This window comes from Macromonas bipunctata (genome assembly GCF_002837135.1).
Taxonomy (GTDB): domain Bacteria; phylum Pseudomonadota; class Gammaproteobacteria; order Burkholderiales; family Burkholderiaceae_C; genus Macromonas_A; species Macromonas_A bipunctata.
Genome location: NZ_NWBQ01000057.1, coordinates 1 through 12,000, shown reverse-complemented (window position 1 = coordinate 12,000; position 12,000 = coordinate 1). Strand labels below are relative to the sequence as shown.

Annotated in this window: 13 protein-coding genes; all 13 read right to left on the bottom strand. The window is 68.8% G+C overall.

The genetic code is table 11. The annotated features are described in order from the left end of the window. Nucleotide 1: 1 nt before the first annotated feature. A complete protein-coding gene (locus CON76_RS09020) occupies nt 2–1,378 on the bottom strand; it encodes an FUSC family membrane protein (protein WP_101103030.1) in 1,377 nt (458 codons plus the stop codon). A 34-nt stretch (nt 1,379–1,412) separates the two neighbouring features. Then, a complete protein-coding gene (tolA, locus tag CON76_RS09015; RefSeq protein ID WP_101103029.1) occupies nt 1,413–2,864 on the bottom strand; it encodes a cell envelope integrity protein TolA in 1,452 nt (483 codons plus the stop codon). 18 nt (nt 2,865–2,882) lie between these two features. Next, entirely contained in the window at nt 2,883–3,323 is a 441-nt protein-coding gene (locus tag CON76_RS09010) for an ExbD/TolR family protein (RefSeq protein WP_101103028.1), read from the bottom strand. Between the two features lie 47 nt (nt 3,324–3,370). Further along, nucleotides 3,371–4,105 (bottom strand): protein TolQ, encoded by a 735-nt coding sequence (tolQ, locus tag CON76_RS09005; protein WP_101103027.1) that lies wholly within the window; start codon nt 4,103–4,105, stop codon nt 3,371–3,373. Nucleotides 4,106–4,151: 46 nt separating this feature from the next. Continuing rightward, the gene (gene ybgC, locus CON76_RS09000; protein WP_101103026.1) at nt 4,152–4,652 is read right to left on the bottom strand and encodes a tol-pal system-associated acyl-CoA thioesterase; all 501 of its coding nucleotides are present in this window, start codon (nt 4,650–4,652) and stop codon (nt 4,152–4,154) included. A gap of 11 nt (nt 4,653–4,663) precedes the next feature. Next, the gene (nusB, locus tag CON76_RS08995; protein WP_101103025.1) at nt 4,664–5,206 is read right to left on the bottom strand and encodes a transcription antitermination factor NusB; all 543 of its coding nucleotides are present in this window, start codon (nt 5,204–5,206) and stop codon (nt 4,664–4,666) included. Beyond that, nucleotides 5,203–5,685: a 6,7-dimethyl-8-ribityllumazine synthase gene (gene ribH, locus CON76_RS08990; RefSeq protein WP_101103024.1), complete on the bottom strand. Its 483-nt coding sequence runs from the start codon at nt 5,683–5,685 to the stop codon at nt 5,203–5,205. Before ribH ends, nusB begins: the two co-directional genes overlap by 4 nt. A 2-nt stretch (nt 5,686–5,687) precedes the next feature. After that, a complete protein-coding gene (ribBA, locus tag CON76_RS08985; RefSeq protein ID WP_101103023.1) occupies nt 5,688–6,827 on the bottom strand; it encodes a bifunctional 3,4-dihydroxy-2-butanone-4-phosphate synthase/GTP cyclohydrolase II in 1,140 nt (379 codons plus the stop codon). Nucleotides 6,828–6,898: 71 nt separating this feature from the next. Further along, entirely contained in the window at nt 6,899–7,546 is a 648-nt protein-coding gene (locus CON76_RS08980) for a riboflavin synthase (RefSeq protein WP_101103022.1), read from the bottom strand. 88 nt (nt 7,547–7,634) lie between these two features. Next, on the bottom strand, nt 7,635–9,761 hold the full coding sequence (locus CON76_RS08975; protein WP_101103021.1) for a PAS domain S-box protein: 2,127 nt from the start codon (nt 9,759–9,761) through the stop codon (nt 7,635–7,637). Nucleotides 9,762–9,818: 57 nt separating this feature from the next. Beyond that, nucleotides 9,819–11,327 (bottom strand): chemotaxis protein CheB, encoded by a 1,509-nt coding sequence (locus tag CON76_RS08970; RefSeq protein ID WP_101103020.1) that lies wholly within the window; start codon nt 11,325–11,327, stop codon nt 9,819–9,821. A gap of 8 nt (nt 11,328–11,335) precedes the next feature. Next, the gene (locus tag CON76_RS08965; protein WP_101103019.1) at nt 11,336–11,824 is read right to left on the bottom strand and encodes a RibD family protein; all 489 of its coding nucleotides are present in this window, start codon (nt 11,822–11,824) and stop codon (nt 11,336–11,338) included. 39 nt (nt 11,825–11,863) lie between these two features. Beyond that, nucleotides 11,864–12,000: P-II family nitrogen regulator (locus CON76_RS08960; protein WP_145995397.1), on the bottom strand; the 137-nt coding region annotated here is incomplete at its 5' end.

The window sequence follows — 12,000 nt, the reverse complement described above, 5'->3', positions numbered from 1 at the left end:
TTCAGGCATCAAAGTGATAAAAGAGGCAACGGGGCGATCTACGGTGAAATATCCGGGCTAGCCGGGTCAGGGTGGCAGCGTAGTGGGGCTGGCTCACAAACGCGATGGTGAGCAAGATCCAGTAACCGTGTGGGTCTTGGGTGGCGTGCATGACCGCAAAGCCCAGCAGCAGCGACAGCGACAGCCGCACCGCGTGCCGCCACAGCGGTGATTGGCGGTGCAGTTGGCCCCGAATGCGCGCCCACGCCTCGCGCAGCGTTTGGGGTTCGTGGTCGATCAGGCTGTAATCTGCCCCTTGTGCTGGTGGTCGCAACGCACCGGAAAACACCTGTGCTAACGCCGTCAGGTTGCTGCCCAGTGCTTGCAAGGCTTGCAGCGGACGGCCCTGTTGTGTGGGGGTGGCGTGCTGCTCCAGGTGTGCGATGGCGGCCTGCATGTCCTCGATGGCGCGTGCGGTGGCCCCTTGGTGTTGTGGGGTGCTTTGTTGCCGGATGGCTTCGGAGAACTTGAGCGCCTGTTCACCCAGCAGCGCCAGCACGCGCTGGCAGCGGTACATGGCATCGGTGTGGAAGAAGGCTTCGGCCAACTGGTCGTAATGCCCGTGCGAGGAGCTGGTGCGTTCGTGGATGTCCTGCGCCGCCAGGTACTGGTGCATGGCGGTCTGCAGCCACGGTGGCGGCGTGCCCTTGCCCAGGCGGTTGAGCAGGCTGTCTTTGCTGGCGTTGAGGGCATCCACCACGCGGCCATTGTGCAGGGCCAGCGCCATGCGGCGGCGTTCCAGGTCCATGCCGCGCACGGGTTCCAGCAGTTGTGACTTGAGCCGCAGGTACTCCCCCAGCACTGCGTACAGGCGCGACAGGCGGTAGCGCACCGGCGGCTCGGGCCACGCCGCGGCCCACAGCACCGACACCAGCCCGTACCACGCGGCCCCGGCCAGCATCAGCGGCGCAGCGGCCAGCGCCTGCGCGCGGCTGGTCTCGGCCACCAGGCCGACATAGATCAGCCACACCAGCGAGCCAAACGCCAGCACGCGGTAGCGTTCGCCCCACACGCCCAGCAGCGTCAGGCCAAACGCGGCCAGCGCCAGCAGGGCGGCCAGCGCACCGGGCCACGGCACGGCGGCCCACACCAGCCACAGCAGCGCCGCAAACAGCAGCAACGCCAGCAGCTGCATGCGCAGGCGGCTGCGCCAGTTGTCGTCGCTTTCGGTGAAGGCGCTGGCATTAACGCCCAGCAGCACCGCCATCAGCTCCTCTTGCCAGCCCGCCCACCAGCCAAAGGCGAACATGCAGCCCAGCGCCAGCAGGGCCTTGGCACCCCGGGTAAAACCTTCATGGTTGCTGGCGTGTTGCCAGTTGCGGCGCCATTGGGGATCCATGGGCTGGCCTCAGTGGTGTTGTGGCAGAGCTTGTTCAATCCTGCGGGCGGAATTCGAGCAGCAACGTCGGCGGCACCTTGCCGTTTTCGTCGCGCGGCAGGCTGTTGGTGCGGTCGATGGCGCGCAGCACGGCCTCGTCCCACGCCGGGTTGCCGCTGGATTTGACCAGCTTCTTGCCCACGATGGTGCCGTCGGGCAGGGTGCGGACCTCGACCTCGGCGCGCGGGTTGCCGCTGGCGCTGCCGGTGAACACGATGTTGGGCCGGATGCGGGCCACCAGCTTGCCCGCGTACGCCGCCGACGGGCCGCTGGACTGTTGTGCCGTGCCCTTGGCGTTGGCGCCGCCCTTGGCCCCGGCCACGCCGGTGCTGCTGCCATTGCTGTCGCCCGCGCTGCCCGCACCGCCGCCGGCCTGGCCCAGCAGGCGCTCCAGGTTTTTCTTGCGGTCGGCTTCGAGCTGGGCCGCTTCGGCGGCTTGTGCGGCTTTGCGTGCAGCAGCCTCTTCTTTTTTCTTTTGTTCGGCGCGTGCTTGCTGTTCGGCCTTGGCTTTGGCCGCTTTTTCGTCGGCCTCGCGCCGTTCGGCGGCTTCTTGTGCGTCGCGTTTCTTTTTCTCTTCGGCACGCTTTTGGGCTTCGGCTTCGCGCTTGCGCTCGGCGGCTTCTTGGGCCTTGCGTTCACGTTCCTTTTGGGCCTGCTCCTCGCGCTGGCGGGTGGCTTCCTGCTCCTTCAGGCGGGCCTGTTCGGCTTCGCGCTGTTTTTTCTCGTCGGCACGTTTTTGGACTTCGGCCTCGCGTTTGCGTTCGGCGGCTTCTTGGGCTTGGCGTTCACGTTCCTTTCGAGCCTGTTCCTCGCGCTGGCGGGCGGCTTCCTGCTCCTTCAGGCGGGCCTGTTCGGCTTCGCGCCGTTTTTTCTCTTCGGCGCGCTTTTGGGCCTCGGCTTCACGCTTTTTCTGTTCTTCGGCGCGTTTCTGCGCTTCGGCCTTCTTTTGCAGCGCGATCTCGGCCTCGGTGGGCGAGGGTTCGGGCGCCGGGGCAGGTGGCGGCGGGGTTGCCTGGGCAGGCTTGGCCGGTGCCGGTGCGGGCGCAGGTGCCACCGCCGACGCGGCAGGCGCCAGCGGCGGTACGGCAATGGGGGGGGGCGCTGGCGGCGCTGGCACCGGGGCGGGCGTTGCAGGGGCGACGGCGGCTTCGGCGGGCGCAGGCGGTTCGGTTGCGGGGGGTGGCGGTGCGGTCTCGACCCCGGTGTCGGCATCGGCATCGGGTGCAGGGGCCAGGTCTGCACCTTGCAGCGCCGGGGCGGCCACTTGCGGCAGTTCGGACCACAGCTCGGCCTCGGCTACGACGGGTGGGGTTTCTTTGTTCCAGCCTACGCCCCAGGTCAGGGCCAGGATCAGCAGCGCGTGCGCCAGCAGCGCCAGCAGCAGCGGCCAGCGGTGGCGACCTTCGCGCGGGGGGCTGAGGTCGTCGCGGGGAACGGGCAGGCGCATGGACACAGGGCGGGCGCTTCAGGGCTGGGGCTGCACCGACAGGCCCACGCGGGCAATACCGGCGCGCTGCAGCGTGTCCATCACGTGCACCACCGTGTCGTACTTCACGTTCTTGTCGGCGGCAATCACCACCGGCACCGGGCCCGTATTGGGCGCGGTGGGGCCTTGCAGGGCTTGCACCTGCGCCGCCAGTTGCTCCAGCGTCACGTCTTGGGCCGCGCCCTGGCTGCCGCCTTCTTTAATTTGCAAGCGGGCATCGGTGGTGATGATGACCTGCACAAAACGGTCGGGCTGGCGCGCGGCCTGGCCCACGCTGGGCACGTCGATCACGCCGGGGCTGAGCATGGGCGCCGTGACCATGAAGATGATCAGCAGCACCAGCATCACGTCGATGAAGGGCACCATGTTGATGTCGTTCATGGTGCGGCGGCCTTTGCCACGGGAAGCGATGGCGGGCATGGCGGGGAGTCCTGGTGGGGTGGGCTGGCAGGAACGGCGGCGGCGCTTCAGCGCGCGGCCGGGGGCACCGTGGTCACGGGGCTGGCGTGGTTGGCCGGGTAGGGCGGGGCGATGCCCATGTTGCGGTGCAGGATGTTGGAGAACTCTTCCATGAAGGTCTCGAGCCGGTTGGCGGCGCGGTCGATGTCGTGCGCGAAGCGGTTGTAGGCCACCACCGCCGGAATGGCGGCAAACAGCCCGATGGCGGTGGCCACCAGCGCCTCGGCGATGCCGGGGGCCACGGTGGCCAGCGTCACCTGCGTCAGCGCGGCCAGGCCGGTGAAGGCGTGCATGATGCCCCACACGGTGCCAAACAGCCCCACATACGGCGACACCGACGCCACCGAACCCAGGAACGACAGGTTCACCTCCAGCGCATCGACCTCGCGCTGGTAGCTGGCGCGCATGGCGCGGCGCGCACCGGCCAGCAGGGCGTCGGAATCGGTGATGCGCTTTTCGCGCAGTTTCTGGAATTCGCGCATGCCGCTGGCAAAGATGCGCTCCATCGGGCTGCCGGTGTGCGCGTTGCGCGTGGCGGCCAGGTACAGATCGTTCAGGCTGGCGCCGGACCAGAAGTCGCGCTCGAAGGTCTCGGTCAGGCTGTCCACCCGTTTCAGGGCAAAGATCTTGCGAAAGATGGCCGTCCAGCTGACGATGGACACTGTCAGCAGCAAGCCCACCACCAGCTGCACCACCCCGCTGGCGTTGAGCATCAGGGACACGATGGAAAAGTCTTGGGGCATGGCGGTTCAGGCGGTCGGGGGTCGGTCGGGCGGGCGCGGCGGCGCTTCAGGCGCGTTGGCCGCTGCCGTGGGCGTAGGGTTGCAGCACATCCACAATCGCGGCCGGGATGCGCGCCGGGCGCCAGGTCTGGGTGTCGACCCAGCCGATGCGGATCTGGCCCTCGGCCAGCAGCACCGGCGCTGCCCCGGCACGGGCGGCGGGTTGCAGCCAGGCCTGCTGCGTCAGGGTGATGGAGGCGCGGCCCAGCTCGGCCACGGCGGCGCTGACGTGCAGCACGTCGTCGAGCCGCGCCGGGCGGTGGTAGCGCACCTCGGTGCCACCCACCACAAACATGCCGCCGGTCTGCTCGCGCAGCGCCTGCTGCTCCACGCCCAGGTGGCGCAGCCATTCGGTGCGGGCCCGCTCGAAGAACTTGAGGTAGTTGGCGTAGAACACGATGCCGCCGGCATCGGTGTCCTCCCAGTACACCCGCACCGGCCACACGAACGGGGGCGCGGCGCTGGCGGCGTCCAGCGGCACAACGGGTGCGGGCGGTGTTGTGGTCATGGCGCTGGCGCTCAGGCGTGGGCGGGCGGGGTGGCAGGCATGGTGGCCTGCTGCTGCGGGTCGCGTACCATCTCGGGGCCGCGCAGGGTCTGGGCCAGTTGGTTGAGCACGCCGTTGACGTACTTGTGGCCGTCGGTGCCGCCAAACTGCTTGGCCAGCTCGATGCACTCGTTGAGCACCACGCGCCACGGCACGTCCACGCAATGCTGGAACTCGTAGGCGCCCATCCACAGCACGCCGCGCTCGATGGGCGAGAGCTCGGCCAGCGGGCGGTCCAGCTTGGGGCTGATCAGGGCGTCGAGCTCGGCGCCCTGTGCGATGCAGCCGTGCAGCAGCGCGTCGTAGTGCGCGCTGTCGGCCTTGTGAAAGCCGCTCAGGTCGCGCGTGAAGGCGTCGATCTCGCCGGGCTCGTTGCGGCCCACCAGGTGCTGGTACAGCGCCTGCAGCGCGAACTCACGCGCGCGGGTGCGGGCCGACTTTTCGGACGCCTTGCGCGGGGCGCCGGGCGAGCGGCTGCGGCTGGCGTTGGCGGGGGTGCCGGGGGCGGTGCTCATGCGTCACCTTCCAGGGCGCTGAGCTGGTTGAGCAGGTGCGCCATTTCCACGGCCACGCGCGCGGCGTCGCGGCCCTTGTCGTCCTGGCGCGCCACGGCCTGCGACAGGTTCTCGGTGGTGATGATGGCGTTGGCAATCGGCACGCCGCTGTCCAGCCCCACGCGGGTGATGCCGGCGGCGGACTCGTTGCACACCAGCTCGAAGTGGTAGGTCTCGCCACGGATGACGCAGCCCAGCGCCACCAGCGCGTCAAAGCGCGCCGATTCGGCCATCACCTGCAGTGCCGCGGGCACCTCCAGTGCGCCGGGCACGCTCACGTGGTGGATCTGGCTGGCGGGCACGCCCAGCTGGGCCAGCTCGTCGAGGCAGGCGGCGGCCAGCGCGTTGGTGATGCCCTCGTTGAAGCGGGCCTGGACGATACCGATGTGCAGCGCGCTGCCGTCGGTGTAGGTGGCAGAGCCTTGTTGGGCACCTTGCATGATTATTTTCCTTCGGGGTTTTTGCTCAAAAAGCCGGTGACTTCCAGCCCGTAGCCCGCCATGCTGGGCATGCGGCGCGGGTTGCCCAGCAGCTGCATCTTGTGGACGCCGCATTCGCGCAGGATCTGCGCGCCCACGCCGTAGTTGCGCAGATCCATGCGGCCACGCTCGGGCGCGTAGGCCGAGCGTGCGGTGCCTTCGAACTGGGCCAGCAGCTGCGCTGCGCTTTCGCCACAGTTGAGCAGCACCACCACGCCCCGGCCGGCATCGGCCATGTGGCGCAGGGTGTTTTCCAGCGTCCAGGAGTGCATGGCGCGGCCCACTTCCAGCGCGTCGAGCACGCTCAGGGGTTCATGTACGCGCACGTCTACGGTGTCGGTGGCGGCCCATTCGCCCTTGACCAAGGCCAGGTGGATGGCGTCGTTGGCGCTTTCGCGGTAGGCGTGGGCGGTGAAGGGGCCGTAGGCGGTGTTGAGCTGGCGCGTGCCCACGCGCTGCACCAGGCTCTCCACGCGGCTGCGGTACTCGATCAGGTCGGCAATGGTGCCGATCTTGAGGCCGTGTTCCGCCGCGAACAGTTGCAGGTCGGGCAGGCGCGCCATGGTGCCGTCGTCCTTCATGATCTCGCAGATCACGCTGGCGGGCGAGCAACCGGCCATGGCGGCCAGGTCGCAGCCAGCTTCGGTGTGGCCAGCGCGCATCAGCACGCCGCCCTCGACCGCCTGCAGCGGGAAGATGTGGCCGGGTTGCACCAGGTCGGCGGCCTGCGCGTTGGGTGCTACCGCCACCTGGATGGTGCGGGCGCGGTCGGCCGCGGAGATGCCAGTGGTCACGCCCTCGGCGGCCTCGATCGAGACCGTGAACGCGGTGCCCATCTTGGTGCCGTTGCGCGGCACCATGGGCGGCAGGTTCAGGCGCTGGCAGTGTTCCTTGGTCAGCGTCAGGCAGATCAGGCCACGGCCAAAGCGGGCCATGAAGTTGATGGCCTCGGGCGTGACGTGGTCGGCGGCCAGCACCAGGTCGCCTTCGTTCTCGCGGTCTTCTTCGTCCACCAGAATGACCAGGCGGCCGGCCTTCATGTCGGCGACGATGTCCTCGACCGGGGAGATGGACACGGGTTGCGGGGCGGAGGGTGTCGTCATGGGTTCAGGGGGTCCGGGGTGGAGGTGTGGGGGTGGAAAAGGCGGTGGGGTGCAGCGTGGCGCGGCGGCGCTCAGGCGGCGCTGGCAGCGGGGGTGGCCGGTGCGGGCGCGCCCAGCATGCGTTCCACGTAGCGCGCGATCAGGTCGATCTCGAGGTTGACCGGCGAGCCCGCTTGCAGGCTGCCCAGCGCGGTGTTCTGCACCGTATGCGGAATCAGGTTGATGCTGCATTCGCAGCCGTCGGCCAGGTCTTGCACGCGGTTGACGGTCAGGCTCACGCCGTTGAGGGTGATGGAGCCCTTGTAGGCCAGGTATTTGCCCAGCGCCACCGGAGCCAGCACGCGCAGCTCCCAGCTTTCGCCGACCTGGGCAAAGTGCGTCACGCGCCCGATGCCATCGACGTGGCCCGACACGATGTGCCCGCCCAGGCGGTCGTGGGCGCGCAGGGCTTTCTCGAGGTTGACGGGGCCGGTTTGGTCGAGCCCCGCGGTCTTGGCCAGCGATTCGGCCGAGATGTCGATGGTGAACCAGTTCTGTGCCGCGTCAAACGTGGTGACGGTCATGCAGGCGCCGTTGAGCGCGATGCTGTCGCCCAGCCCCACGTCGTCAAGGTAGCCAGCGGGCGCCTCCAGGGTGAGGCGCTTGCCGTGTTGCAAAGAACTGCCGAGTGGCTGGACAGCGACGATGCGCCCCACGCCGGTGATGATTCCGGTAAACATGCAGGTATTTTCTCAGGAAAGGTGGCGCTGTGCCGTGTTGTGCAGAAATTGAGTGTACCTACGGTCTGGCGTGGCGCCGCTTGTGCGCTCAGTGGCCCAGGTCGAAAAACCACGTCAGCACGCAGGGCTGGCCGTTGTACTGGGTGGGAATGTACGACGCCTGCACCTGCACCACCGCGCCGTCCATGGCCTTGAGCGTCATGGGGGTGTTGAGCACCGATTCACCCCGGTCGGTGTGTTCGACCACGCGCTGGAAGTCCGCCAGGCTGACGTAGCAGTCGGCGGGGTGCATCTGCATGACTTGTTCGTGGGTGGTGTGCAGCAGCCGCGCCAGGGCCTGGTTGGCAAACACCAGCTGGCGTGTGCCGGCAATTTGGCTGATGCGCACGGCCACGGGGCTGGATTCGAGCATGAAGCGCATCTGCTGGGCGTTCTGCTCCACCAGCGCCTGGGCTTTTTGCCGGATGGTGATGTCGCGCACAGACACCGCCACGCAGCGCCCGTGCGCGCCGCGCGGGGGCAGCAGGCTCATGCCGAATTCGGCCGGGAACACGCTGCCGTTCTTGTGCTTGCCGCGCAGCTGCATGTCGGTCTCGACCGCGCGGTAGCCGCGCGAGGCCATGAAGGCGGCGCGCTTTTGCGGGTGGCCGGCGCGGATCTCGTCGGGCACCAGCATTTCCACGCTCTGGCCCAGCAGCTCGTCGGGCGTGTAGCCAAAGGTGGTGGCCAGCTTGGGGTTGCACAGCACGATGGTGCCGCTTTCGTTGACCACCACCATGCTGTCGGGGGCCGATTCGACGATGCTGCGGTACCAGGCTTCGGTGTCCATCAGCTCGGCTTGCTGGGCTTCCATTTCCACGGCCTGTTCCTCGAGCTGGGCGGCCTGTTTTTCCATGCGCTGGGCCTGTTGCTGGGTTTCTTCGAGCAGGCGCTGGGTGTGGACCTTGCGCTGCAGGATTTCCATGTGCATGGCCAGCATGGGCATGAGGGTGTCGAGCAGCGATTCCTCGCGTTCGCCCGGCGGCACAAAGCTGGCCAGCTCCAGCACGCCCAGCACCTGGTCCTGGTGCATCACGGGCAGCAGCACGACGCACGCCGGCACGGCCGCGCCCAGGCCGGACTCGATCTGGAGGTAGTCGGGCGGCGGCTGGTGAACCGTGATGGGGGCTTTTTCCAGCGCACACTGGCCCACCAGCCCTTGTCCGACCTCGAAGCGGTTGCCCAGCGCCTTGCGCTGGGCGTGGCCGTAGCTGGCCAGCATCTGCAGCTGGCGCTCAGGGTTGAGCACGTAGAACGCGGCGTGCCCGGCGTGGACCAGCGGTGCCAGCGCCGACAGCAGCGCGCGGCCCAGCTCGGTGTAGCTCTCGACCTGTTGCAGCGCGGTGGTGATGTCGGAGACGTGGGCCTTGACCCACTGCTGGCTGGCCTGCTGTTGCAGCTGCTGCTGCATGGTGCCCAGCGCGCGCAGCAGGTGCGCGGTCTCGCTGTTGCCGTGGGCGTGGATGGGCTGGTTCAGGTCGCCCTGGGTGATGCGTTGTGCCACGGCCTGTGCTTGCAGCAGCGGGCGGCGCACGCCGCGCAGCAGCCACGCCACCAGTGCGCTGCCCAGCACGGCGCTGCCCAGCAGCCACCAGGCCGAGTGCAGGCGCACTTGCCGGTACAGTGCGCTGGAGGCCTGGTGGTAGTGCAGGGCCTGCAGTTTCTGGCGCTGGCTCAGGTGCTGGAGCTGCTGCACCAGTGGATCGACGCCCGCGTAAAGCTGCTGGGTGGCAAAGTAGTGCAGCGCGGGCGGGCTTTCGGCGTGCAGGATGTGTACCAGCAGCTCGATCTGGGCGTTGGCGTCGGTCATGAGCACCTCGGCTTCGGCCACGGCACTGGCGTGTTCGGTGTGCCAGTCGTTGCGGTGGCCCACGTAGTGTTGCCACTCGCGCTCGATCAGGGTGCGCGCGGTCTTGATGTTCTGGCGTGCCTGCTCCCAGCTGAGCTGGCCTTGGACCGTCTTGTGCACGGTATCGACGATCTGGATGCCGTACAGGTCGGACACGGTCTTGAGGCTGTCCATGGGCTCCAGGTATTCGCTGTACATGCGTTCGAGCCGGTTGTTGGCCTGATCCAGCTGGTACAGCGCCATCGCGCCCCAGGCCAGCATGATGAGCAACAGTGCCCCCACCAGGCCTAGCAGCTGGGTGCGGATGGAGAGGTTGGACAGTTTCATGCGTCGTTTGAGCTTTGGCGGCAAAGAAAAAAGCTGTGCGCGCACGCGGCAATGGCCTCACGCGCTGGCGCCGTGGCGGCGCTGGTACAGGTGGTGCTGTGCAGCGCCGGGCACGGGCTGGAAGCGTTGCAGGCTGTCGCTGTCGAGCGATTCGACGGTGGAGATGAACAACCAGCCACCCGGGCGCAACACGCTGTGGATGGACTGTAGCAGCTGTGTTTGTTGTGCGGGTTGCAGGTAGATGAGCAGGTTGCGGCAGCTCACCAGGTCGAACGGCCCGGCGGGGGCGCTGGCCAGCACGTCGCGCACCTCAAAGCTGCAGCACGCGCGCAGGGCGGGGTGGACTTCGTGCAGCAGGCCGCGCGGGGTGAAGTAGCGTTGCAGCCAGCCGGGTGCCAATTCGCGCAGGGCCGAGGCCGCGTAGCGCCCCACCTGCGCCTGGTGCAGGGCGGCGGTGTTGAGGTCGGAGCCCAGTATCTGCACGCGCTGCGCCAGGGTGTCGGTGTCTTGCCACAGCTCGGCCAGCAGCAGGGCCAGGCTGTAGGCTTCCTCGCCGCTGGCGCAGGCGGGCACCCACAGGCGCAGCGGTGGCGCGTCGGGCGGGCGCTGGCGCCACACGCTGGTCAGCACGCCTTGCAGGGCGGCAAAGGCGTCGCGGTCGCGCCAGAAAAAGGAGTACGACACCAGCAGCCGCTGTTGCATGTGCTGCCATTCGCCGGGCTGGCGCTGGCAGTAGGCCAGGTAGGCGCCCAGCTCGGCCAGCCCCAGCGCGGCCAGGCGTTGCTGCAGGCGGCGCTGCAGGGTCTCGGGCTTGTAGCCGGCAAAATCGACCCCTGTGGCCTGGTGCAGCTGCACCAGCCAGCGTTGCCAGTCCTGTGGCGTGCAGTGCAGCAGGCCATCGGCGCTGCTCTGGACGCTGGTGGGCGGGCTGGACGCCGTGCCGCTGTCCAGGGTGGCCGCGCGGGTTGTGGCCGCACCCGGGGGTTGGTGCAGCAGCTCGGCCAGCACGTCCAGCGGCACCACGGCGTGGGCCAGGCGCGCCTCGATGGTGGCGTGGGGCATGCCGTTGAAGGTGGCGCTGGCGGGGTCTTGCACCAGCACGGTGCCCCCGGCGCGCCGGATGGCGCGCGCACCTTCCACCCCATCGATGCCGGTGCCCGCCAGCACCACACCGGTGCAGTGCGGCCCGCACTGGGCGGCCAGCGACGCAAACAGCACGTTGCCCGACGGGGTGGAGACGTGCTCAGGTGCCGGGGGCAGCAGCTGCAGCCCGTGGGCGGTGACGGCGCCGTCGTGCCCGGCGGGAATGAAGTAGATGGTGTCGGCCCGCAGCGGCTGCAGCGGCTGGGCCGTGACGATGGGCAGCGCCGAGGCCCGGCGCAGCACGCGCGTCATCAGCTCGGTGTGCGCGCGGTTGCCCATGTGCTGGGCCACGATGTAGGCGCAGCGTCCGTTGGGTTGCAGCTGGGCAAACAGCTGCAGCATGGCCTCGATGCCGCCCGCCGACGCCACCAGCCCCACCACGTGCAGGGCGGGCCAGCGGTGCGTGGGTGGGGGCGCTGGCATGGCCGCCTTCAGTGGCCGCTGGCGCTGGTGTTGGGCATGCAGCGGGCGCGGATGCGCAAGTCCGGCCCCACCGGGGTGGCTTCGGCAAACTGCAGCGCCACGCCCTGCGCCAGCGCGGTGAAGGGGCCGATCTGCGCCAGCCCGGTGCCCGGCCCCAGCAGTTGCGGCGCCAGGTACAGCAGCAGCTCGTTGACCAGCCCGGCCTGCAGCCAGGCGCCGCTGAGGCGCGCGCCAGCCTCCAGGTGCAGCTCGTTGACGCCGCGCCGGGCCAGGTCGCGCAGCACGGTGGGCAAGTCCACCTGGGCGTGCGCGCTGGGCGATGGCGTGGTGGCGGGGGTGTCCAGCACCAGCGCGCCTGCGACGGCGAGGGCCTCGCGCCGGGGGCTGTGCGCGGCCGGGGCGGCGGTGGCCGTGGCTGCGGCTTCTTGTGCCCACGCGGTGCCGGTGGCCACCACCGTGCCCAACCCCAATACAGCCCCAGAGAGTAGCTTGTTCATGTCGGTACTTTCTTTGAAGATAGGAAAACCACAGTGGCGTTACAGCGCCTCGGGGCCGGTCTCGCCGGTGCGGATGCGCACCACTTGCTCGATCGGGAACACGAAGATCTTGCCGTCGCCAATCTTGCCGGTGCGTGCCGCGCCTTCAATGGCCTCGATCCCACGGTCCACCAGTT

Coding starts and splice junctions, on each gene's coding strand:
- CON76_RS09020 (WP_101103030.1), bottom strand. CDS start 1,378: ATGGATCCCCAATGGCGCCGCAACTGGCAACACGCCAGCAACCATGAA.
- ribH (WP_101103024.1), bottom strand. CDS start 5,685: ATGCAAGGTGCCCAACAAGGCTCTGCCACCTACACCGACGGCAGCGCG.
- ribBA (WP_101103023.1), bottom strand. CDS start 6,827: ATGACGACACCCTCCGCCCCGCAACCCGTGTCCATCTCCCCGGTCGAG.
- CON76_RS09010 (WP_101103028.1), bottom strand. CDS start 3,323: ATGCCCGCCATCGCTTCCCGTGGCAAAGGCCGCCGCACCATGAACGAC.
- CON76_RS08965 (WP_101103019.1), bottom strand. CDS start 11,824: ATGAACAAGCTACTCTCTGGGGCTGTATTGGGGTTGGGCACGGTGGTG.
- tolA (WP_101103029.1), bottom strand. CDS start 2,864: ATGCGCCTGCCCGTTCCCCGCGACGACCTCAGCCCCCCGCGCGAAGGT.
- CON76_RS08975 (WP_101103021.1), bottom strand. CDS start 9,761: ATGAAACTGTCCAACCTCTCCATCCGCACCCAGCTGCTAGGCCTGGTG.
- ybgC (WP_101103026.1), bottom strand. CDS start 4,652: ATGACCACAACACCGCCCGCACCCGTTGTGCCGCTGGACGCCGCCAGC.
- nusB (WP_101103025.1), bottom strand. CDS start 5,206: ATGAGCACCGCCCCCGGCACCCCCGCCAACGCCAGCCGCAGCCGCTCG.
- tolQ (WP_101103027.1), bottom strand. CDS start 4,105: ATGCCCCAAGACTTTTCCATCGTGTCCCTGATGCTCAACGCCAGCGGG.
- CON76_RS08980 (WP_101103022.1), bottom strand. CDS start 7,546: ATGTTTACCGGAATCATCACCGGCGTGGGGCGCATCGTCGCTGTCCAG.
- CON76_RS08970 (WP_101103020.1), bottom strand. CDS start 11,327: ATGCCAGCGCCCCCACCCACGCACCGCTGGCCCGCCCTGCACGTGGTG.